The sequence below is a fragment of the Chitinophaga pendula genome (assembly GCF_020386615.1).
Lineage (GTDB): Bacteria > Bacteroidota > Bacteroidia > Chitinophagales > Chitinophagaceae > Chitinophaga > Chitinophaga pendula.
In genome coordinates, this window is sequence record NZ_CP077769.1 from 2,080,854 (window position 1) to 2,102,897 (window position 22,044).

General features: G+C 43.1%; 19 protein-coding genes and 1 tRNA gene. 11 read left to right on the plus strand and 9 right to left on the minus strand.

Translation table 11 applies throughout. The features are described 5' to 3' along the window. Positions 1 to 166: 166 nt before the first annotated feature. The 4 genes from KTO58_RS07935 to KTO58_RS07950 all read right to left on the minus strand — a co-directional run bounded on the left by KTO58_RS07935 (position 167) and on the right by KTO58_RS07950 (position 4,269). Complete coding sequence (locus tag KTO58_RS07935; protein WP_095839893.1) at positions 167 to 1,366, minus strand: DUF2252 domain-containing protein; 1,200 nt, start codon at positions 1,364 to 1,366, stop codon at positions 167 to 169. A 433-nt stretch (positions 1,367 to 1,799) separates the two neighbouring features. Beyond that, the gene (locus KTO58_RS07940) at positions 1,800 to 2,165 is read right to left on the minus strand and encodes a DUF2200 domain-containing protein (RefSeq protein WP_095839892.1); all 366 of its coding nucleotides are present in this window, start codon (positions 2,163 to 2,165) and stop codon (positions 1,800 to 1,802) included. 108 nt (positions 2,166 to 2,273) lie between these two features. Beyond that, positions 2,274 to 3,032, minus strand: coding sequence for a subclass B1 metallo-beta-lactamase (gene bla / locus KTO58_RS07945; RefSeq protein WP_095839891.1), 759 nt, complete (start codon positions 3,030 to 3,032; stop codon positions 2,274 to 2,276). A 97-nt stretch (positions 3,033 to 3,129) separates the two neighbouring features. Beyond that, positions 3,130 to 4,269 carry an FAD-dependent oxidoreductase gene (locus KTO58_RS07950; protein ID WP_095839890.1) on the minus strand — a complete coding sequence of 380 codons (1,140 nt, stop codon included), beginning with the start codon at positions 4,267 to 4,269 and terminating at the stop codon, positions 3,130 to 3,132. A gap of 89 nt (positions 4,270 to 4,358) precedes the next feature. Between KTO58_RS07950 and KTO58_RS07955 the strand changes: the two genes are divergently transcribed. From KTO58_RS07955 to KTO58_RS07985, 7 genes are all read left to right on the plus strand, one after another. After that, a complete protein-coding gene (locus KTO58_RS07955; protein WP_095839889.1) occupies positions 4,359 to 5,333 on the plus strand; it encodes a helix-turn-helix domain-containing protein in 975 nt (324 codons plus the stop codon). A 589-nt stretch (positions 5,334 to 5,922) separates the two neighbouring features. Beyond that, on the plus strand, positions 5,923 to 6,831 hold the full coding sequence (locus KTO58_RS07960) for an L-tyrosine/L-tryptophan isonitrile synthase family protein (RefSeq protein WP_198314977.1): 909 nt from the start codon (positions 5,923 to 5,925) through the stop codon (positions 6,829 to 6,831). Positions 6,832 to 6,852: 21 nt separating this feature from the next. Continuing rightward, entirely contained in the window at positions 6,853 to 7,689 is an 837-nt protein-coding gene (locus KTO58_RS07965; protein WP_095839888.1) for a TauD/TfdA dioxygenase family protein, read from the plus strand. Next, positions 7,686 to 9,140: an FAD-binding protein gene (locus KTO58_RS07970; protein ID WP_095839887.1), complete on the plus strand. Its 1,455-nt coding sequence runs from the start codon at positions 7,686 to 7,688 to the stop codon at positions 9,138 to 9,140. Before KTO58_RS07965 ends, KTO58_RS07970 begins: the two co-directional genes overlap by 4 nt. 284 nt (positions 9,141 to 9,424) lie before the next feature. Next, positions 9,425 to 9,508 (plus strand) — tRNA-Leu (locus KTO58_RS07975). A gap of 314 nt (positions 9,509 to 9,822) precedes the next feature. Continuing rightward, positions 9,823 to 9,975, plus strand: coding sequence for a hypothetical protein (locus KTO58_RS07980; protein ID WP_198314976.1), 153 nt, complete (start codon positions 9,823 to 9,825; stop codon positions 9,973 to 9,975). Positions 9,976 to 10,019: 44 nt separating this feature from the next. Then, entirely contained in the window at positions 10,020 to 10,589 is a 570-nt protein-coding gene (locus tag KTO58_RS07985; protein WP_095839886.1) for a hypothetical protein, read from the plus strand. Positions 10,590 to 10,659: 70 nt separating this feature from the next. Here the strand turns inward: KTO58_RS07985 and KTO58_RS07990 are convergent, their stop codons facing one another. Both KTO58_RS07990 and KTO58_RS07995 read right to left on the minus strand, forming a co-directional pair. Next, a complete protein-coding gene (locus KTO58_RS07990) occupies positions 10,660 to 13,941 on the minus strand; it encodes an NERD domain-containing protein (RefSeq protein ID WP_095839885.1) in 3,282 nt (1,093 codons plus the stop codon). Positions 13,942 to 14,044: 103 nt separating this feature from the next. Beyond that, entirely contained in the window at positions 14,045 to 15,295 is a 1,251-nt protein-coding gene (locus tag KTO58_RS07995) for a tyrosine-type recombinase/integrase (protein ID WP_095839884.1), read from the minus strand. 1,044 nt (positions 15,296 to 16,339) lie between these two features. Here KTO58_RS07995 and KTO58_RS08000 point away from each other — a divergent pair. The 4 genes from KTO58_RS08000 to KTO58_RS08015 all read left to right on the plus strand — a co-directional run bounded on the left by KTO58_RS08000 (position 16,340) and on the right by KTO58_RS08015 (position 19,120). Beyond that, complete coding sequence (locus KTO58_RS08000) at positions 16,340 to 17,167, plus strand: DUF8464 domain-containing protein (RefSeq protein WP_095839883.1); 828 nt, start codon at positions 16,340 to 16,342, stop codon at positions 17,165 to 17,167. Between the two features lie 216 nt (positions 17,168 to 17,383). Further along, complete coding sequence (locus tag KTO58_RS08005; protein ID WP_157753110.1) at positions 17,384 to 17,782, plus strand: DUF2958 domain-containing protein; 399 nt, start codon at positions 17,384 to 17,386, stop codon at positions 17,780 to 17,782. Between the two features lie 257 nt (positions 17,783 to 18,039). Continuing rightward, positions 18,040 to 18,441 (plus strand): hypothetical protein, encoded by a 402-nt coding sequence (locus KTO58_RS08010; RefSeq protein WP_157753109.1) that lies wholly within the window; start codon positions 18,040 to 18,042, stop codon positions 18,439 to 18,441. 406 nt (positions 18,442 to 18,847) lie between these two features. Continuing rightward, positions 18,848 to 19,120: a hypothetical protein gene (locus KTO58_RS08015; protein ID WP_095839881.1), complete on the plus strand. Its 273-nt coding sequence runs from the start codon at positions 18,848 to 18,850 to the stop codon at positions 19,118 to 19,120. A 65-nt stretch (positions 19,121 to 19,185) separates the two neighbouring features. Here the strand turns inward: KTO58_RS08015 and KTO58_RS08020 are convergent, their stop codons facing one another. The 3 genes from KTO58_RS08020 to KTO58_RS08030 form a co-directional block, all read right to left on the minus strand. Continuing rightward, complete coding sequence (locus KTO58_RS08020) at positions 19,186 to 20,103, minus strand: hypothetical protein (protein ID WP_095839880.1); 918 nt, start codon at positions 20,101 to 20,103, stop codon at positions 19,186 to 19,188. 103 nt (positions 20,104 to 20,206) lie between these two features. Continuing rightward, a complete protein-coding gene (locus tag KTO58_RS08025) occupies positions 20,207 to 20,602 on the minus strand; it encodes a hypothetical protein (RefSeq protein ID WP_095839879.1) in 396 nt (131 codons plus the stop codon). Then, complete coding sequence (locus KTO58_RS08030; RefSeq protein ID WP_225860127.1) at positions 20,586 to 22,007, minus strand: ATP-dependent DNA helicase; 1,422 nt, start codon at positions 22,005 to 22,007, stop codon at positions 20,586 to 20,588. The genes KTO58_RS08025 and KTO58_RS08030 overlap by 17 nt, the downstream gene beginning before the upstream one ends. Between the last annotated feature and the right edge of the window lie 37 nt (positions 22,008 to 22,044).

Below are 22,044 nucleotides of genomic sequence, written 5' to 3' on the forward strand. Positions count from 1 at the left end.
TGGAGTTAATACTTCACAAATAAACATACGTTGGGACGCCGCAGTTTGGCAAAGACAGCTTCCGCTTTTTAGGGTGGTACCAGGATTGGGTAAGACGTTATTCCAGCAAGTAGACATTAGGTGGCTCACCAGTGGATGTCTCACACGGTGTGCTTCTCATGGCATTTCAGTAGCTATTAAAAAAGCCTGTGTCGTATGCTTTGCAATAGGCGGTATAGTCTTGTTGTACCTTTTTGCCGGCGGCTTTAACGTATTGCAGCAGTGGGCGTACCCAATGTCGGTTTTCTGCCATTTGGATAAGGGCGTCTGCATTGGAGGCTTTTTGTCTTCCGGAGGCTCGTAGTTGTCCGGAGGCGTTGATGATTGCCATTGTTTTCAGGATGTCGGCCAGTCGTTCGGGGCGGCGTTTGCAAAGTGTGAGGTCCATTCTATCCTGGGTAGGTTGTAATGTTTTGACCACGAAACTTCTGTTGTCTATGGGTAAGGTATGCAACATGGCGGGCGACACGTGTTGTACCCGTTGTTGGAGGGTTATAATGCGGGTGGCCTGGTCCGGCCAGGCAGGTTGGCGAATGGAGACATAGGGGGATAGGGAGGATGTTCTAGCCTCTTTTATATCGAGGAGGTGGAATTTGTCGTTTGTCTGGTTGTATACGAGGGCTACGTAGCGTAGTAGTCCGACGCTGCCGGTACCGGCGATACGTATGGCGACGTCTTTAGTTTGTACGGTGATGTCCGGCCGCCAGCGGGCCAGTGCTTTATCCAGCAGCTGTTTTATTTTAGTTTTATCCGGTTCGTTGAGGGCCAGTGTTTTTTCGTTGTCGATGAGGAGGGTGCTTTGTTTTTTCCTGGTGATGATCCTGCTTTGGATAAATGTTTTGTGCCGGCGCAGGGCTACCTGTTCCAGGAAAAACTTCAGGAGGCCGTGGCTGGTCTCTTTTTCGATGACCATTGCTTTTCCCTGTTGCATTACCTGACGGTAGGTGTCCAGGTAGGTATGTGATAGTTGTTGGAGGTCTTCCTGCCGGAAGGCCAGTTCATCTGACGCTATATAGATGCTGGTCAGCATGCGTACCAGTTCCCAGGTGGCAGGAGCGAGTAATGCTTCGTCGAAGTCGTTCATGTCAAAATACACCAGACCATTGTCTCCTTTATAGGAGCCGAAATTTTCGAGGTGGAGATCTCCGCATATCCAGGCTTTGGTAGGGTCTTCCCAGGATATCTTTTGGGCCAGTTCTTCATAAAAGAGGTGGCAGGTACCGCGGAAGAAGCGGAAAGCACTTTGACGCAGGAGGGCATATTTTCTGCTGACGGTGGTAGGATACCGGTCCTGGTTAAAAGCCCATATTTTATCCGCTATGGTCATAAGCCGCGTTTACAGTTAAGTTACTTCATTTCCCGCGAATTGTTTTTGTGCGATCGGGAAGGAGGGAAGAGGGTTTAAAGACACCTGATCCCGAACTGGGGGCCATGGTGATACCATGTGCTCTCTTGTCTGTTTGAAAGTTGCAGGGTGGAGATATGGCCTTCTTTTTTGGTGCCGGTGTCGAAGAGTATGGGGGGGGACATATAATTGGAAGTTGTTATTCGATTATATATTTGATAACCAATTAGTTGCAATTTTGTTGCATATAGGGTGTATAAGCGTTGTATAAGCATTGTATATGCAACTATATGCCTCGCTTATACAATGCCTATACGAATGCTATAGGAATGATACAGGAGAGCTATAGGAATGGGTAAGTGAAAGGGTTAAATATCCTTGGAGGGGCTGTTAAGCGTTGGTTGGTGTGTTGTTTTTATGATCCGCGTAGGATCTTGTCCATTTTTCTGCCTTTTGCCAGTTCATCGACCAGTTTATCGAGATAGCGGACCTGTTTTGTCAGCGGGTTATCTATTTCTTCTATGCGGTATCCGCAGATGGTACCGGTGATGAGGTGGGCATGGGGGTGCAATGTGGCTTGCCGGAAGAAGGATTCGAAGGTTACGTTATCGTTGATGAGGGTCTGTAGTTGGTTGTTGTCGAAGCCGGTGAGCCATTCTATTACCTGGTGCAGTTCTGCTTTTGTTCTGCCTTTCTTCTCGACTTTTGCGATATACATGGGATAGACGGAGGCGAAGGTCATCTTTGCGATGCGCTGGTGATGGGTGGGCGTGGTATCCATGTTGTATTTTTGTTGGGTGCCAGGGGAATTAGGAGTTTGAGGTGTTGTCCAGGGGTAATGTGAAGGAGGATTACCATTACAATACCCCTGGCTTTGGAGGTCGATATTTTATTTGACCTTAAACAGGGTGATTGTATAATCGAGTAGTTGTTTATTTCCGTATGCTCCATGTCCTGGGATCACGATTTTTACATTTGGATATTCCTTTTTTACGTTTTCAACGGTATTTGACCAGGCGGTAACATTGGCATCGCCTAAATATCCCTTACTGGCATCTAATTCCTTTATCAGGCAACCTCCAAACATTATGTCTTCGGCCGGGAAATAACCTACTACGTTATCTCTTGTATGTCCTTCTCCGAAGAACTTAGCGGTAACATTTTGGGTACCTACTTTTAAGGCAAGTGAATCACTGAAAGCATTTTTAGGAACTGTAAACCCTTTTTCTTTTGCCAGCTCGATTGTTTTGAAATAGGCATAGGAGGGAATATTATTTTCATCAAAAGCTTTTAGTCCGCCCAGGCAGTCGTCGTGAAAATGGGTAGGGATGATGGCGTTTATTTTATAATGCAATGTTTCTTTTAGCCATTTGATCAACTTTTGGGCACTTTCGTCGTTGGTAGGGGTGTCGAAGATAATTGCTTCCTTGTTGTTGGTGATGATGAGGCCATTGCAAGGCACGTTGCCAAAATCATTGGTTTGCAAAAAGGAGACATGTTCAAAAGTATGTTTGGTAATTTGGGTTATAATTAAGTCTTTGGATTTGTAAACTACTTTGGGTTTGAATTGCGCTTTGTTTTGAGCGTTACCCTTTAAAATGGCGACAGTGAATAGAACTACCAATAGTGTTTTTACGATGACTTTCATTTTGCTTTTTTTTGTCAGGATTTTTGCTAGCGGATTGTCGTTGATATTGTTGAGCCAGGGGCTAAATTACGGAGAAAGGTGATGAAGTGCTAAGATGTTAGGATTTCCTGATGAATTTTTGCAGGAGTTGCTGAATGGAAAACCCTGGACTGAGGACTTCCAGTTCGTTGCGGCAGGAATCGCGCTGTGCTGCGGAAGCGTATACAAACATTTTTTGTTCGTAATCTTCGATTGCCTGCCCGATGGTTTCAAATTTACCCTGGGTAAGGTTATCGGCCAGCGTTAGTGCATCCAGTAGTCCCGTATTCACGCCCTGGCCTGCGAACGGTCCCATCAGGTGTGCTGCGTCACCAATGAGTGTTATAGGTAAAGGACGTTTGTGTATCCAGGGTTTATCTAATGGGATTTGTTTGGTAGGTAGTCCCCAGAAAGAAGAGGTAGCATGGATCAGGGCTTTGAAAACATCGTCCCAATCAGCGAATTTCTCTAACAGGAAGTTGCATATGGTCTCTTTCTTGTGGAGGTCGAGATCGAATCCGGTCTTCGATTCATCGGGTTTCTTAAAGATGACGTTGTAAGTTAATGCGCCATTGTTTGTGGGATTGGCGGCGAAGAGGATACCATTGTAGGCGACCATGAGTATTTTTCCCTGGCAAAGGGCGAAGAAACGGGTGCAATTGATTTCGGGTTGCAATATTTCTCCCTGAATAATAATAGTGCCGGTCTCTTCTACTTCGGCATCGGTAACATACTGTCTGACTTTGGTCATTCCGCCATTGGCGCCTATGACAAAGTCTGCTGTTTCATCTGGTTGATTCTCGAAATGTATGAGCCATTTCCCTCTGTTTTCTTCGAGAGCGATGAATTTTCTGTCCCAAATGACGGTGTTATCTGCCAGGCTATTCAGCAGCAGTTTTCTCAGGTTGTTCCTGTTTATCTCGGGGCTTTCCAGGCCCGGTTCTTTGGTGAACAGGTGATTGGCCTGCTGGTCGACTATTATTCTTCCCATGGGTATGCCTATTGAGTAATAAGCATCCAGCAGACCGGCCTTTTCCAGGGCCCGTTGACCTGATTCTTTATGCAGGTCCAGTGTGCCTCCCCAGATCCTGGCTTGCGGGTTTTCATCTCTTTCATAGACAGTTACTGCTATGTTAGCTTGCTGGAGTAATCTTGCCATTGTGAGTCCTACCGGACCGGCGCCTATGATGGCTACTTTGCCTATTGATGTTATGCTCATTATTTGTCAGATTAATAAGTCAAAGTTCGGCATCTGTTATGGTTTAAAATAGCTATATTAGTGCATAAAATAGTCGAATAAGACAACACATGGACAAAAAGTCTCGTCATTTGCCCAAGGTGCTACAGGTATTTGCCGAGGCGCTTGGTGCTGCTGTTAGCGGTCATACCCTGTTAATTCCGGAAGAATTTGGCCGAGGTTATTGCAGCGGTTTTATTTTTAATGCGCATATACGGATGTTGATCATGAATTATGAACTTAAAGACAAGGTTATTGTCGATGATTTTAATTTTGAGATCCCTTCTGATGTAGTTGTTTTCAAGTTCCAAAACGTTATAGATAAAAAGGAAAAGTTAGATGCGGAAAAGCTGGTAAAGGACATTCCTTCTGTTTTAATGATTACGGGCGGTATTAAGGCGGATGCTTTGGAGATCCATACAAACAAGCAAGTTTTGAACATAGAAGTAGATACGAAGTACCTGAAGGGATTTATTGAGGTGCCGGAAAGATCGGCTGCTTTACAAAGCTTGCTCTTGAGTACGCAGCCCTTGTTGTTTGAGCAAATGATAACGGCACCGTTGCAAAAGATTGTGGATGAGATAATGACGAATGTGGTGGATGAGGTATTTAAGCTCTTTTTCCTACGTGTGAAGGCAGAGGAGTTGATCTGCAGGTTATTAATGGAGCTGTTAAAGAGAGAGGAGACGAGGATCTATCCTTTGATGGACATTGATGTGGAGCATATTTACAAGGTACGGGAGAGGATCTTAAAAAATCTGGATACGCCCCCAGTGATTGCTGAATTGGCAGCCTTTGCGAATGTAAGTACCTCTAAATTAAAATATCTATTTAAGCAAATATTCGGCGACAGTATTTATAATTATTACCAGCGGTTCAGGATGCAAGAAGCCGCGCGGTTATTGAGAGAAGAGAAACTTTCTGTAGCAGATGCTGGTTATAGGTTAGGTTTTTCGAATTTAAGCCATTTTTCAAGATTGTTTGAAAGTCATTTGGGTGAAAAGCCTAAGAAGTATAGTGGGGCTGGCTCGGATTATCCGAATTGATAAAGGGCTATATGTGTTATATTTTACTCATCATTTTCAGCAGGCGTTTTCGATATGTATTAATATTTAGTTTATTGAAATTAATGTTATTGAAGAATTGGAGGTTATAAAAAAACCAATTATTTTCGTTTAATCATTACGTTAACCTGTTAACCAATCGTCTTAAATATTTCACCTCATGAAAAACTTATCCAATAGATCCTAACTATGCTCACGTACAAGCAAGGTGATTATAATATGCCAAAATAACGATTACCGGATTGGTAGTCAGTTTGTTGCCCAGTTTTAACGAGCCTTCCGCGTTAATTTTTCAGTAGGCAGTTATTCTTATTCAGGATGCAGTTGCTGCGCTCAATCATTTCTGCAGTGTAGTCCCGTAGCAGCCAATGAGGCAGGGCATATCTATGGAACCACCGTGACGACAAAAAATTTTCGTCTCAGCTATGCAACTGGCCTGAGAAGCAATTTCTATCTATCCAATCAATGCACCAGCTATATGACTAATGAAAACCGACATAATGTGTGGCCCCAGCCTATGCATGCTCAGGAATCAAATTATACGATAGCGCGAAATGTTCTTGCTGATATCATGCGATTCCGTATAGTGAGTAGTAAAAAAGGGAAGGTATGTAGTCTTCCCTGCGAGGCTTGTTACCAGCCCCATATCTCCAAAATTGTGACCTCTATATTGCAGGGTAAGCCGGTAAGCTTTGTACTACCGGCTTTTCCGGGTAAATCTCCCAATCCTTCTAAAGTGTTAGGAACGCTGCCGGACATGGCGGAAAGGTATTCGCTAGTTTTTTTAAATGATTTATGTAAGTCGATAGAGAAGATATACCCTCCCGGGGCACATATACTTATATGTTCGGATGGCAGGGTGTTCAGCGATATAATCGGTATGAAAGATGCGGATATTACAGCTTATCAACGGGAAATAGACGCTATCATTACCCGGCTTGACCTTACCAATTTATCGACGTTTAACCTGGACCAGTTGTATACGGGGCAGGACTTTGACTGTATGAGGCAGGAGCTGCTGGATGTATTCGGTCAGCCCATTGCATTATTAAAAGAAAAGGTACGCCGGGGTGCAAATGAATATGCATCGCGAGAGGATAGGGAAGCCAATCGAATGTATAGTGGTATTACAAAATTTTTGTTTGAAGATGCCTTGTTTCCCGGTCAGTTAAAGTCCAGGAATGAAATTCAAAAGGATGCCAAGGTGCGTGCATATGGTGTAATACAACGCAGCAATGCGTGGAGCAATCTTATTGCCGGTCAGTTTCCCGAACATGTCCGGTTGTCCATACATCCGCAAACGTGCGGGGATCTTAAACTAGGTATCCGGCTATCTGCAGAAAGCCGGATTACGCCATGGCATGGTGTGGCATTGGATATTGGGGGAGCCATTACATTGGTCAAGCGGCATGAGGCGGAAAAATTAGCTGCGCAGTTGATCAATGATGAAAATGGCCGTCCGGATTATTATAAACTTTAATGATCATAAACTTACCATAAAATGAAATATACAGTTACAGCTCTTCAACCATTTGGCTTCTTAATAGAGGCATATAGTAATGATGATAACGTTGAAGATATCAGTACCGGATTGCTCAAGGACTGTTTTGAGCGCGGGCAGCTGATTGTGTTGCGCGGCTTTAAGGCGTTTAATACTACGGATGATTTTGCTGATTATTGTGAGCGTTGGGGTGAGATCAGTTTATGGCCTTTCGGTAAGGTCCTTGAATTAAAGAAGCAGCCTAACCCTGAAGATCACATTTTTGACAATAATTATGTGCCGTTACATTGGGATGGTATGTATAGGCCGGAAGTTCCGGAGTACCAGATCTTTCGCTGTGTAGATTCGCCAGATATAGACCAGGGGGGCAGGACCACTTTTTCCAATACTGCTATTCTGCTGGAGAAAGCCACGGAGGAACAGGTGAAATTATGGGAAAACATTCAGGTGCGATATACGCGAAAAATGGAATTCTATGAGAGTACCACATTGTCGCCTATTGTAACGAAACATCCTTATAAAGACCGGTTGGTGATGCGTTATAATGAGCCCCCTGAAAGAGATATTCCTGATTTTATAAATCCACCTGTTATCGATTTTCTGGGCGTGTCGGAAAATGCACTGGAAGAAATTCAGTCGGAGTTAAAGGCCGCTCTTTATGATCCGGCGGTGTATTATGCACACACCTGGCAAAAAGGAGATGTAGTTATTGCTGATAACTTTACCCTCTTGCACGGTCGTGAAGCTTATGCTGCAGATGCTTACCGCCATTTGCAGCGGGTACATGTGAACAGTTCGCCCGCATTTAAAAACCCTGGTTTGGAGGCATACAAATGAAACAACCGATAGTTGACATCGTCATCGTTGGCGCAGGGCCTGTGGGCTTGATGTGCGCCTATTTGGGCCAGCTTTGTGGTCTGCGTACTGTAATCGTTGATAAAACTCCCGGTCCTTTGGAAGTTGGCAGGGCGGACGCGCTCAATGCCCGTACGTTGCAGCTGCTGGAGGTAGTGAAGCTATTTGAGGAGCTCTATCCGCAAGGAAAACAATGTAATACGAGTTCTGTTTGGGCCCATGGTGAGTTCATTTCCAGGCAATCGACCTGGTGGGATGAACTGGAAGGCTGTCTGCATAAGCATTTTCTTATGCTGGGGCAGTCTTTTGTGGAAAAATTACTGGACAGGAAGCTCGAGGAGATAGGCGCTGCTGTAAAGCGTTTGACGGCGGTGGAGGATATCCGGGTTACGGCAGATGGATGTGTTACCCGGCTTTCAAACGGAGAGGAAATTTCCTCCCGTTATGTGATTGGAGCAGATGGTTCCCGTTCGTTTGTCCGTGAACATTTCCGTATACCATTTGAAGTGATACGCCCACAGCTTGTATGGGCAGTTATCGATGGGGTTATTGATACGGATTTTCCCAAGGTAACGGAGATCATTGCCTTCCAGGCGGAAACTTCTGATGTGGCGTGGATTCCACGGGAGGGAGATATTGACCGGTTTTATGTGCGGATGGATACGAAAGATTTTACTATTGAAGAGGCCATCGGCAAGATCAACCGTGCTTTGCAGCCGCATACGTTGAGCTTTAAAGAAGTTGCCTGGTTTTCCCAGTTTTCCGTTAAGGAGTCAGTAGCTGAAAAATTCTTTGTAGCGGAAAGGGTGTTTCTTGTGGGAGATGCCTGTCATATTCATTCTGTTAATGGCGGACAGGGCCTTAATACGGGGCTTGCAGACGCATTTAACCTTATGTGGAAGCTACATATGGTGCAACATTTCGGTGTTTCTGCATCGCTGCTGGCAACATATGAATCGGAGCGCCGGCCTGTTGCACAAAGTGTTATCGAGGCCTCTGGCAAGCTGGTGCGCTCTACGAAGTTTTCAGCGCAGGGTACACACGCGCAGGACTATGTAAAGATCGTGCAAAGATATGCGGGGAATATAACGGGGATGGGAATCCGATATGGAACCGGGGAGCTAATTGGCACGCGGGTGTATGATTTTAAACTTTACAGTGGGGATAGTGAAACGAGATTTTATTCTCTCCTCGATTATACACAATTCACCCTGCTGATTTGTGGAGTATATGAAGGTGTACTTACCATTCCTGCATTTGTAAAAGTCATCCGGGTCTACGCCAACCAACGGCCGGAGGATTATTGGACCGATAGTGTTCCATATAACAATATAGCCATTCTGATAAGACCAGATGCTTATATTGCCTCCTACTCGTCTTTGGAAGATGTGGCTTCTCTTCTGACATTTGATTCAATTTCAATGGCTACGTGAGCCAATACACTATTGGCAGCGGTATATAATTGACCGTAACTCGCGAAATGCTGCTGAAGATCCGGAATATTTTCAGGGTATACAGCATTCCTTTCGCTGCATTGCCTGTATGCTGTCTATACTTGTAAAGATCTTTCTAAATTCAGTGGTACTACCTTAAGCAGCGGGATGGGGAACAAATCTTAAATTTTTTTTCAAATTTCTTTGAATATTCAGAAACTAATACATACATTTGCAACCCGCAATTGATAGCAATACAGTATGTAGGTCGCTGTCAATTGATTGCCCAGATGGCGGAATTGGTAGACGCGCTAGACTCAAAATCTTGTTTCGGCAACGGAGTGCAGGTTCGATTCCTGTTCTGGGCACAAAAATGAAACCCGCGCTAGTCGCGGGTTTTGTCGTTTTATAGGGTGATGTTTTTTGTGCAAAATTACTACAACATCAAAACCTCACTACAACAATCCTACAACATTTTCGCACATCAACTTCTTACGATAAACACATGGCGCGTTTATGCTTCTTGGCAAATAGTTCTTATATTAGGAAGCTATAAACTCTTTTGAATGGAGGTCATTTGTCTTGAAGACGACGCTTTCTATGCTCTGATTGAGAAGGTTGTCGAACGCATTAAAGAAAAAAATAATCTAAATCCGATAAATGGATTTCCGGTGAGGAAGCCATGAGGCGTTTGAATATCACCAGCAAAACGACATTACAGAAATTCCGCGATGAAGGGAAAATACGTTATTCCCAACCCGAGAAGAAGATCATCCTTTACGACGCCGATTCTATCGGGGAATATTTAGAGGAAAATGCCAAAGACAGATTTTAACTGGAATGGAAATACTAAGCGTAATATTATAAAATCAACCCCATATGATCAGTAATAGTGAAATTCGCCGAATGAATATAGATTTATCACTACAAATTTTAGCTAAAGATGCGCGTAGCTTCTACGACGCTTATATGGAACTGGCCCCAAAACAAGAGAAGCTATTTAAGGATCGAGTAAAAAAATATCAAGCAATTCAAGAAAAGGCAAGAAAGTCTAATACTGGAGCTTTTCTAACGGGCCATGATATGGATTTTTCAAGTCCTGCTTTCATGTGTCTGTCATTTTCCTTGGAGTTGCACATAAAATTGCTTCTTCGTCTTCATGGTATTGAAAAAACGGGGCATGACATCTCTAAATTAATTAATGCCCTTCCAACAGATGAGAAAGAGCTTCTTTCCATGAGCAAATATTTGCAGCCAACGCAGCAAGGAGAAAATTTCTTCACAAATCTGGTGATGATATCGCAACTCTTTATAAGGTTGAGATATTATTTTGAAAAATTAGGCGCGCTTAAATTAGACCCATGGTTTACCATTAGTCTAATTAAAACCATTCAAGAGCGCGCAGCAGAGATTTGTCCTGAACTTAAATATGATTTAGGTTTACTTTAACTATGGTGTTATTGAGTGAACGTGCTCATTTCATCGTGGAACAATTAGAGAAACACGAGCAAGAGAAACTTTAATTGGCCTCTAAATATCTAATCGATTTAATGGATGTTTGACCTAATAGGTTATCGTCTACTAGACTGCGCAAAAGTGGTAAGTCAATTTTGCTTCCATAAATGCCTAATATCTGAACTGCAAAGTCTAGAGATTGATCTATACGTTCCCATTCTAAATACGATTTCTGCTTTGATCTGTTTAATAATGCCTTTCGACAAATTTCTGCCACTTTCTCTGGAAATTTCTTAGCAATTGAAGTTATCTTATTTTCGTCTTTGTAATATTCAGAGTTAAATTCGCGCTCGACTTGCTTTATAGCATCTAATGATGCCCCTAACTCATGTCTATCTAATACATCAAAAATTCTTTTATAATGTTTCTCTTTATTAGCTAAGTCACTTCTGTTGCACCAATAAAGTATTTCGGCACAAGCTATTAAAGCGTTAGCAGTACTCTCATTTGCATCATCAAGTCTTGACTCGAGTGGGTAATTTAATTTCCCTAAAGTTGCATATGCCGTAAATAATACTCGCATACTATCTTGAGGAAATGAATTATTTCTTTCAGGAAGTTTAGTCCATTCTTTAATAATGTCACCGGAATCAAAGTCATTAAATGCGGACAAGTCTCGAATTAAAGGATTGATAAAAAAGTTCGAGGAAGTTCCGCCTCTTAATGCCGATGTCAACAATATTTTTTGACTTTCAGGAGGTAATTCAGAATATACAGAATAATAGGAGCCGCTATATGGATGATCAAAAAAGGAAGAATAAATTCGATATGCAAGCAACTCGGAATCATTGTTTAGAGGGTCAATTAAGACTTGGTTGATTTCATTTTTTACGACTGACTCATATTGTTTTTCGTCTTCATCTAAAGCCCCTAAACTTTGAAGGGCTTCGAAAAGCGAGGTAGATAAGAATACGTGCATATCCTGCGGAAGACTATGTAATGCATCTATAACGGCTAAACGTTCTTTTTCATCTTCTCTACAATACATACAGCTATGAAGTAAGTCCAATTTCAGATGATAAGGTATATATCGCCATTTTTCATTAATCCAATAAGCAAAATGTGGAATTAGAGGTTGATAATCTCTTGTAACACGGCAAATTGCCAATAAAAAATACAACTGTCCATTTGAAAGATTTAATTTATCTATTCGTTCAACGTCGTAAACAATATTATTAGTGCGAATGTTGGAGAACAATAATATCCCTGAATGAATTTTGCTTACTATTAAGCCTAGCGCAGCCGACATTTTTCCAAAACCGACATATATAGTTGAAAAGAGAGAAGACCGTAGTGCGATGTCTAATTTTTTAGCTTGTTCTCTCAGTTCTCCATGTGCGCTGTCTAACTTTTCATCCATGAGATAAATCATATCAATTATCTCCGAAAAATATTTTCCCTGGATTATCAATTCAGGTAAGGCATTTATTAGCGCAAGTTCTTTTTTAGTCCATGTTTTTACATTTTCAATAAGGATATTATTTAATTCCGTTTCTGAAATTTTAAATGATAAACCTTCTATCTCCGTTCGTATGCTATCTAATAAAATGCCGTATTCATATTTTACCCATTCATCTGCAAATTTTCCGCAATCTCCTACAGCAATGGAAATAATTAAACGATAATCTTCCGTTCTTTCCAAAATATCTTTAAGTAGCATGTCATTATCCACTGCTCCTAAAATAAACGTCTTTCCATCCTGGTGCTTAGGCGATGTTAGAGCTGAGGCGATTTTCTCGGGATTGTTTTGTGCATTTCTTATGATGTTCTCTGCAATAAAGGTGTGGAAGAAAAGTTCATGATAAAAACTTACTCTATCACCGTGCTTGATTAATAATTGTGTTCTAAAAAGATGATCTAATATCTTTGTAGAAACTCCTTCTTGAATTGCGAATCGATCAAATTCACGTATGGTCAAACTGAAGGCAACGCGATCAGACAAGCAATTAGCGAAAAGAGCAAGAGCTTGGATACCATCCGTTGCATATTCATTAAGTTTAATACGAGCATAAAAATCAAAAAGCGCAAACTGACTTGTTCCTTTGGGGAGATCATTACCAATTTGTCCTATAATTCGAGACTCCAATCCACTTCTAACCGTCATTAGTAAAGAGTTATAAATCTCCTGATCCGGACTGCCGGAGATTAATCCAGAAATTTGCTTCTTTACCTCTAAACTAGGCTCAATAACCGCTATTTGCGTTAGGTTTAAGATTTTTAGATGCTCGTGCTCTTTCTGAGAGGTAACTATAAACTTTGTAGAATAACGATATCCAAGTGCCAGTAGGCTTCTGGCTAATCGTCTTTGCTCAGATAGAGGGCATTCGTTATATCCATCTAAGATGATCAGTAAGGTAAGATTTAGTCTCGTGCAGGCATTAAGAAATTCCTTTAATGAAGGAGCGCCTAGAAGTAGTACTTCATTCTCAAGCAAAGCTCGAAAGGCCGTTCCAAAATATTTTGCTTCAATAATAAGAGGGACATTTTCCGTATCTAAATTTTTAAAACCAATTTTTTTTGAAAGAAGGCTTTTCCCACATCCAGAAGGCCCAAGAATATGAATGTTACTTAGTTTAACTACATCGCCAGTGTTTATTATAGTATTTTCAAGAGAACACTCAAATTCTACAAATTCCGAAATATAATATTCATACGCGTGATTAAAATTGTTCAAGTATTTTTTTATTAATGCTTCGGCATCAAAAATCTTTTTATCAATTGCAGAATTGACATTACTGATATTTATGAGACCATTTTTGATTGCAAATTTTTTCCAATCTTCAAGGCTAAATGTATTGTTTTTCTTAAACCCACTTAAATCAGTTAGTGATTCTTGATGTTCAATTTTAACTTTATGATCACTCTCTGGGAGAGATGAGTTTAAAGGGATGCGAGGAACAAATGCCAATACAGCATCAGGATAATCAGGTTCTACTCCGAAAAAGGAGGTTATGGCGTCTTTTACAGCATGCTTTGCTTTAAGAGTTTGCTCATAGTAATTTCTTGTCGGTTTATACACGCCAGGGGTTACTAGGGTTTTCCAAGCTCCATTTTTAATGCCATGAATTGCAGCTAATTGACCTTTAGCTTCAATTACTATGATTTTTTCTTCGGTAACAACAATAAAATCAATTTGTGTATTATTAATATGCAGGTTTGCAAATATTAATGCATGTTCTCTATTTGTTGAAAGTATCTTTAGAAGGTGTATAAGCAATTTCCGCTCAGACTCCACTTCTACCGGAGCGCCAATATAGATATGAACGTTTGTTGAATCCAATTCCATAAAAGTTACTTTCCACTAAGATAACTGTGATTTCTTATCTCAATATATGATAAAATAGTTGATTATTTAAGCGATTTATAACATGGCTTTTGTTGTTTGGGCGCTAAGCCGCAATCAGGTCACTAAACCTAATTGTTTCGTTTCCTTCTAACGCGACCGCTAAAAGCTCTTTGTTTTCCATGAAGCGCGAAAAGATATTATTGCCGATCATGACATTTACAGCCTTATTAACTGCATTGTCGATGGGGGTTTGCGAAAGACGCGCATAAATTTCAGTTGAATCCTGACTTTTATGATTAAGCGCACCTCCGATAATAGGTAGGCTTGCCCCGGTAATCGCCATGTAACTACCCAACGTTCGGCGCAGATCATGAATACGAATATCTTGAACTTTCATCCGGTCACGGATTCGTTGAAACGATTTTTTGGGGTCTTTTAAATGGCCCATTTTCCCGCTTCCAGGAAACACAAATAAAGAAGGCGTTTCAGACTTTTTATTTTCCTCCATTCTACGCTTTAGAATTTCAAGGGCTGGCTTGGGTAGGTAAATAATATTTACCTCTCCGTTTTTTGTTTGTGCATCAGACAGCCGCCAACGACTTAAAATAAAATCAACAGCCGCATAGCGCATCGACAATTGATTTGATTTACGAACGCCAGTGAATAAAAGGAGAGAGAAATAATCTTGATAAAGCTGCTCTTCCGACTGCAAGGCTGTAAAAAAGGAAGTCAGCTCTTCGGTACTCAGAAAACGATCTCGGCTTGTCTTTTTAAATTTGGTCAATGCAGAACAAGGGTTATTAGCATTGTAAGCTCCAATCTTTCGACCAAAGTTAAACACGGGGCTAATGATTTCAATAACGCGATTTGCACTCGATTTTGACTTTAAACCTATTTCTGCATGTCTTTGACGGATTTTTTCGGGCGTTATCGTGCTGGCCTTGTGATTGCCATAAAATGGAAAGAAATGTTGTTCCAGCCTTTTTCTGTCCTGGTTGATATTCTTCTTGTTAAACGGAACCAAGTATTGATTATGGTAGGTTTCATACAGCTCGTAGAAGGTCATTTCCTTACGTTCTGCCTTACGTTCCTCATGCGGATCACGGCCTAAGGCAATAAGGCCGTTAAGTCTGGCGGCTTCCTTTCTGGCGTTTTCAACTGAGAGATCGGGGTATCGGCCAATTTTTATCCGTTTGGGTCGCCCTTTGACGTTCCGGTATAAGAAAAAGGTTTTGGCATTACTTGGATAGACGATTAGGCAAAGACTCGGCGTCTTTGCGTCAAAAACGGTATATCGCTTACCTTGTCCTACAAGGCCATCCAGGGCATCTTTTCTAAAATTGATTTTATTCACTACAGTTCCCTAGTGCTATGCCAGTGCTATGACGAACGTTAAAAGCCGTCCGGCTTTGTTAATGCGCTTGTATCACAAATTTCAATTAAGAGAATGAAATAATTTATTTCTTCAAGAAGAATAATATACATAAAAGATAGGGAATAATTTTTCGGGACGACGAGGTCGTAGGTTCGAATCCTATCTACCCGACCAATGTTTTCAAATAGTTGAATAGCTCACTAATGCTTTTACGGACAGCGTTGTCTCTTGAAATGCTATGCTAGTGCTATGGCAAAGATTAAGAACTATACAGCACCAATAAAATAATTCTTTTCGTTTTGGACGTCTGGCTCACCGTTTGGGACGGTTCAATGCTTTGTTCTCGAATCAGAGGGGCCATTTTATGGGCCTCTTTTTTATATCTGAAGGTCAGAATAAGCATCGAGGCACGGGCTGGATAACTACGTTGGCACAGGCAGCGAAAAAAATAACGCGAAACGATGAAACGATTTTTTCGTTTCTCGCGCAACGCATCATATTCACAAGCAGTATTTTAAAAATGATCTTTCAACGCTGAAAATCCCGTCATCGAAAATATGCACGATCAATAAAATCGTATAACAATCATGTTTTAGTACGTCGCTATTTATTTTAATGAGCGATGCACTTTTATGTTGCACGATGATTATGTTTTGCCGTACAACGCGCCTCCCGAAAGAGAGGCCGCAACCTCTCCTTACCAATTTTCTCAATCTTATTTCCAAGGAGTGCGCATGGCGCAATGAAAAGATGATGATCCGTTACTCACCCGCAAAGAAGCTGCAAAATATCTAAGGAAATCCCCCGGCACATTGGCCGTGTGAGATTGTACGAAACGATATGATTTGAAACCCCTGAAAATGGGGAAGCGTATCGTTTTGTACCGAAAATCCAACTTGGATAAAATTCTGGAAGCAGAACTCAACCCTTAAAGGAGAAAAGCCGTTGTTTGCGCAACGGCCTTTCTTTCCTGCTCAATTCCAGTGTCCCCACACATTCACTACTTTCCGTTAGGAGTTCGTAATGAACATCGAACAGGCGAAGCGTGTCCCGCTTCGTGTTATCTTGAATATCTTAGGTTTAAAAGCAACGCAACCGAAAAATGCCGAAGAATCCGACGTCATTACATATGTATGCCGTTATTTGGAGAACAGAGGCGAAAGCTCTACGGAAGCCGATGCGGTACGTTGGATTACGATTATGAGCCGACTTGCGCCGGAAATTAGGCCAGTCGTCGAACCCATTCCCGTCACACTGCAAGAAAAAAGCCTTTTCGTTGACGGGATCAAACCGATCTCAAATCCGATCCTCATTCATCATCTCGAAAACCAAGGCATTCCTCTTAGCGTCGCAAAGTCTTACATGAAGGAGATTCGTATTTGCCAACGGGGAACGAAAGAGACTTTCTTTGCGCTCGGATTTCGCAACGAAGTCGGTGGCTGGTCTTACAGCAATCCGTTCCGCAAGGGATTTATCGGCAAGCGTTACATCACCTTTATTCGCGGCACGCAAGTCAAGCCCGACGGAATTCACATCTTCAAAGACGATGCGGATTTCATGGCGGCGCTGATCCGGTTGGAAAACGGGCGAATGTTCAAGGACGATGCTATCGTTCTAAACTGCATGGCCAATCTCCCAAGGCCCACGCCTTATATAAAAGGCTACGGTTATAGGGTCGCTCATACCTGGATGGATAATTGCGAAACAGGCAAGGACGCTACGCAATCCCTCAATAACTTTTTCAAAACAGAAGATCGGCTCCTGCATATGCCGATGAACCGTGTCTATGCGCCGTATCTCGGCGTCAGCGCTTGGCACATGAAGGAACTCGGCTTCTTTGATCCGCGTTAAGCCGTTCGTCGTCTCAAGCGGGCGGAATTCCTTTCTCTATAGGTCTTGATGTTTTGGTTACCGGGAGAATGCCGAAAGGCGCTCCCTTGCTTCCAACAAGTATTTTCGCCGTCTCCGCAGGAGACTCCCCGCCCGACCAAAATACTTGCCGGACGGTCACGACCCTTCGGCGGTTTTTCTCCCTGTGACCATCAATACCTACAGAAAGGAAATAAAATGATGTACCGCTTTCTTACGATCGCTCAACATCAACAGCTTTGGCAAAACGGATCACCTGAAAACCGTGAAAAAGATCATGTCCCGGTCGTAAAGCTCTTTTATCCGGGAACGGGATGCACCTGGCTTTTAACCGAGATCGACCCGGACGAACCGCGTCTTGCATTCGGTTTATGCGATCTCGGCATGGGCTTTCCCGAACTAGGCTACGTCGATCTTAATGAGATGGACAGCGTTAAAATAAAGGGCATTTGGAGCGTTGAACGCGACTTGGATTTTAAAGGTAAATATCCGATCAGCGTTTACGCCAGTGCCGCACGGGTATGCGATGCAATCACGGAAGACGATACCGTGTTGATACAGCATGTACCGAAAAAATGGCCGGGATATAAGCTGTAATCGAACCTCTCAAGCGCCTCGGATTCCGGGGCGCTTTTCTTTTGCCTATTCGCCGTTTCCATCCGTCACCCGGCTTTCTTTGCGGTGTTGATGGATGGAACAGGGAGAGAATGCCGAAAGCGCTCCCTTGCTCCAACAAGAATTTTCCCCACCCATGCGGGGATTCCTCGCGCGGCAAAATTCTTGCCGGACGGTCACGCTCCTTCGGCGGTTTTCTCCCCTGTACCCATCAACACCTACAGAAAGAGAAACCAAACATGACCGATTACTATACCGAAAACTTAGGCAAATTCGGCTTCCGCGAAATCCGTATGTTGAAAGATATACTCGTCGCATGGGTTGAAAACGGCTTGCCGGAAGAATTCAGCTTCGACAATGTACGTCCGGCTATGAACATGAGCAGCGGTTACGTTTTTCTTGTCAACGACGATTATCAGGTTGCCATGATGAACGGTGATACATTGGAGTTATTCCACACATTGCCTTATGGCGGTAAAGAAGGGTTCTTGTCCGACCTGATCGAAGAAAACGATCCTGATGATCTCCACGAAGAAGACGTTGAGTATGTATTGAACGCCGCCGATATGTGCGGCTTCGATCTTCAGCCGCCCTGGTTGGATCGTAAGATTGACAATATCCTCGATATAGAGCCAAATTAATCCGCTATCCGCAAAACAGCGTCCGTTTCGGGCGCTGTTTTTTTATGCTCATGCCATCGGTTATTCTCTTTCCTTGGTGTTGACGGATGGATACAGGGTGAGAATGCCGAAGGCGTTCCCTTGCTTCCAACAAGAATTTTCCCCACCCCTGCGGGGATTCCTCGCGCGGCAAAATTCTTGCCGGACGGTCACTTAACCTTCGGCGGTTTTCTCCCCTGTAACCATCAACACCTACAGAAAGGGAAGCTACAATGGCTTACGCAATAAAATATCAGTCCGACGACTATCACATCATCGACAGCATTACGAAAGAAACTTTGACGATCTGTCTATCCGTTGATGAAGCAAACCGGGTCTGTTGGATCAACAAAGACTCGACCGTTCGTTATCAAATTCTTGCCAATTCATGGCAAGAAGCGGCGAGTTGACTTGGTATAAAAAATTGGAGGATGGAACGATCATCCCTAACGGTTATGAAACCATTGAAGAAGCTCGGCTTGCAATCGTCGAAGATTTGCAGGAATTATGCTTGAACAACGACTATGCACGTCATCCTAATCCTCATGGCGATTACTCCATCATGGATACCTTCACGACGGAAGAAGTCGATTACGTGATAAGCGATGAAGAAGCGAGTCACCCCGATCCGACATTCGTACAACCTTGTACCTGTAAGTAACAAAAAGCGCCCCGTGATCACGGGGCGCTTTCCAATATCGATATGATGTTTGGTACTGTAATCTTTTAGGCTCTCTCCATAAGAGAGAAATTTAAAGCGTCGCAAATTTGTGCGGTAAATAGCTCAACTGCTTCTAAATGACTTAGGTCTAATGTTAAATCATCTCCCTCGGTAAACATGTCTGGTATCCAAGGTTTGTCATTAGAGAATTCTCCCAAAGCCTTATTTACTTTCACTGCGCCATGTACCAAATGGTTTCTTATAAGCCCAATAAACTCGATGCTATCTGCCCATTTTTCTGGGTCTGTATCCTTATAGTGGCTAGGGGTTTTCAAACCTGCATCATTACAATATGCAAGGAATACTTTGTGCAATCCATCATAGAGCTTTCTTCTCTGCCAGTTTAGCAATCTTTCTTCCCAACCTGTTTCCCATGCCTGTTTTGCTTCATCACTTGTATCTTTATCTCTAAAAAGTCTTTTTAATGGTCTGAATTCATCTCCTTGTAACAATCTTTCGGGATGTGCGTTAAGATAAATTTTATATATGTGGAAAACGAAGTCCTCTAATGCCGCATATAGATCAACGATTCCATATTCGCTCAAATAGTTTACGGTTTGCATGTGCATTTCAGCGGCAGTTTTCCCATCCCATACAATTATATTTTCGCGGGTTATTCCTCCTTCTTTCATTCGTCTTTGGGATCGGACAGCAAATTGCATTCTTTGATAGAAATTCGGACTAGAGTATTTTTGATGCGCTAAGTTTAGCCCATTAATCGACATTGCCCAGCGGGCATAAGTGCTTAAAAAACGCTGTCGCCAATCAGCAAGACTATTTGTCGATTCTTCAATCCATTTCAATTCAGGCTTATCCGTTTTGAAAATGATATTATTTATTGGAATATTATTCTTTACTACTTCCTCGGGAGTAAAGGTTTGCAACTTGGATTTTATAATATCAACTTTTCTGCTTTGGGTCATGTGGTACAGGGGTGTTTTTGCATAAGCAATATAATCCAATTATTGCCAATAACTCATGGGTTTTCAATTAGGGCATGGCACCGATCACAGAGTATTTTTTCATTTAGGCGTTATTTGTAATATGAATTTCATTCACGACGGGCTTGTCCTTTTCGGTGGTGGCGTTGTAGCGCGGATCGGAACAAACGATTTGTTCCGGTATATGCCGCCGAAGATCGGCATGCAGATTTTTCATGTGAATTCCTGTCAACGTAACCGCGTCGGAGGTAAAGGTCATAACGATTTTATTTTCACCGATGAAATATCTGCAAGACACCAGATAGGCATAGTTTAAAAAGACTTCATCCCCATTAGCCAGTACGAAATTCACGTTTCGTACGTTGCTTCCGGCGAAATACGCCTCATCCTGCGCGTCCGATCCGTCGCCGGAAGATGCGCCGCCATGCGTCGGGTTGCCCTCGCGCATCTGATCGAATTTAAACTTAAAGCCCTGGCTCATAATCGCGGTCTATGGTGTATTTCAATGGTGTTTCTTTTATCGGCTGTTTGGTGACGGCGGATTTCGCGTCCGGTTGGCGTTGAAGCTGCCGGATATGTTCGAGGTGTTTATCCATCCCCCCGACAAGCTCTAAGGCGGATTGACGGTCGCCCAGGCGCACCGCATGGTCGAGCAGAGCGTCTTTATCGTCCGTGTAGATATGCGCGGCATCCCGGCCACGCGACACGGAAACATAGAATTGTTTCGCATCCGTCGCGGGGAAGGTAGCGGCGGGTTGGTGAATGAACACTTCATCCACCGTTTTCCCTTGAGAGTTATGCGAGGTGACGCAGTAAGCGTGCGCCAGATGGCCGAATTCCTTACCCAAAACATATGTCGTTTTGCCGCTTGGGTTTCGTAAGGTAATCCCGCCATTTTTGCTCACTGAAACGACATCGAACATCCATCCGTTATCCATGCGGCGGTTTTGTTCATCGAAGGCGGTACGCGTGATCCGTACTTTATCACCTTTCGATAAGCCGATCTCGGTTTTGTGGAACAGATCGAACATTCCGGCTTTATCCTGCGGCAAGATGAGGGATTGCCCTTTATCGTTGCGTAACTCCACCAGGGTTTCCCGAACGGAAGCAACTGCCCAGGTGCTACCGCGCTTTGCCCCTTTCACATGCTGGTTGAATTGGACGATTTGCTGCCCTTCTTTAAAATTCCGCCAATCGGATTTTTCCGCTTCGGTCAGGTTGAGGTTGACCAACCGGGAGGCGGCAATCTCTTTTTTGCCGATCAACCCCGCTTTGCGGAGTTTTTCCCGGATAGCGCTTGTGGCTTCGTCTCCCTGTTTATGCGTCGGAGAAATCACGAGGGCGGTCTTGCCTTTTTTCAAAGCGGCGACGTAATCGTCCGTCAATCTTGCGTGTGGGTTCATGGGATCAACGGATTTAATGAATTCGATCCCGTCCAGTTTTTCAAAGGCGGTTTTGACGTCGCCTTTCGATAAATCCTCAACAGCCGCACGGTAATGGATATTCCTTTGCCGGAAGATGCGGCTCACTTCCGCCGTCTTGATTCCGCCGACCGTGTTCAGGATGCGAAGCGCGTCGCCACGTTCGACGCTCGAATGTTGGCGGGTATCGCCTACAAAGATCAAACGGCAATCCTGTTTTTCGGCCAGTTCCAAGAGTGCCGTGGCTTTCTTCGTTCCGAGTAAACCGCCTTCGTCGCAAATCAGGACTTGCCCTTTCAGTGCGGCTTTCATGTCAGGAGAAGAAAGGAGTTTATCTACCGTTTCGGCATCTTGGAAGCCTTCGTCCTTCAGAGTACCTCTTGATTCCGAAACCGTGGGCGCTACCAGCGTGACATGCTTGCCCGCCTTTTCCATCAGGGGAACCAATTCTTTCAACAGCACCATCTGTTTGCTAGCAGTACATTGACGGTATAATATAAAA

Bases quoted from the DNA above. Each gene is read 5' to 3' on its own strand.
- bla (WP_095839891.1), bottom strand. From the start codon at position 3,032: ATGAAAGTCATCGTAAAAACACTATTGGTAGTTCTATTCACTGTCGCC.
- KTO58_RS07965 (WP_095839888.1), top strand. From the start codon at position 6,853: ATGAAATATACAGTTACAGCTCTTCAACCATTTGGCTTCTTAATAGAG.
- KTO58_RS07980 (WP_198314976.1), top strand. From the start codon at position 9,823: ATGAGGCGTTTGAATATCACCAGCAAAACGACATTACAGAAATTCCGC.
- KTO58_RS07950 (WP_095839890.1), bottom strand. From the start codon at position 4,269: ATGAGCATAACATCAATAGGCAAAGTAGCCATCATAGGCGCCGGTCCG.
- KTO58_RS07970 (WP_095839887.1), top strand. From the start codon at position 7,686: ATGAAACAACCGATAGTTGACATCGTCATCGTTGGCGCAGGGCCTGTG.
- KTO58_RS08005 (WP_157753110.1), top strand. From the start codon at position 17,384: ATGATGTACCGCTTTCTTACGATCGCTCAACATCAACAGCTTTGGCAA.
- KTO58_RS07940 (WP_095839892.1), bottom strand. From the start codon at position 2,165: ATGGATACCACGCCCACCCATCACCAGCGCATCGCAAAGATGACCTTC.
- KTO58_RS08015 (WP_095839881.1), top strand. From the start codon at position 18,848: ATGGCAAGAAGCGGCGAGTTGACTTGGTATAAAAAATTGGAGGATGGA.
- KTO58_RS07935 (WP_095839893.1), bottom strand. From the start codon at position 1,366: ATGACCATAGCGGATAAAATATGGGCTTTTAACCAGGACCGGTATCCT.
- KTO58_RS07960 (WP_198314977.1), top strand. From the start codon at position 5,923: ATGCGATTCCGTATAGTGAGTAGTAAAAAAGGGAAGGTATGTAGTCTT.
- KTO58_RS07955 (WP_095839889.1), top strand. From the start codon at position 4,359: ATGGACAAAAAGTCTCGTCATTTGCCCAAGGTGCTACAGGTATTTGCC.
- KTO58_RS07990 (WP_095839885.1), bottom strand. From the start codon at position 13,941: ATGGAATTGGATTCAACAAACGTTCATATCTATATTGGCGCTCCGGTA.
- KTO58_RS08020 (WP_095839880.1), bottom strand. From the start codon at position 20,103: ATGACCCAAAGCAGAAAAGTTGATATTATAAAATCCAAGTTGCAAACC.
- KTO58_RS08000 (WP_095839883.1), top strand. From the start codon at position 16,340: ATGAACATCGAACAGGCGAAGCGTGTCCCGCTTCGTGTTATCTTGAAT.
- KTO58_RS08030 (WP_225860127.1), bottom strand. From the start codon at position 22,007: ATGGTGCTGTTGAAAGAATTGGTTCCCCTGATGGAAAAGGCGGGCAAG.
- KTO58_RS08010 (WP_157753109.1), top strand. From the start codon at position 18,040: ATGACCGATTACTATACCGAAAACTTAGGCAAATTCGGCTTCCGCGAA.
- KTO58_RS08025 (WP_095839879.1), bottom strand. From the start codon at position 20,602: ATGAGCCAGGGCTTTAAGTTTAAATTCGATCAGATGCGCGAGGGCAAC.
- KTO58_RS07985 (WP_095839886.1), top strand. From the start codon at position 10,020: ATGATCAGTAATAGTGAAATTCGCCGAATGAATATAGATTTATCACTA.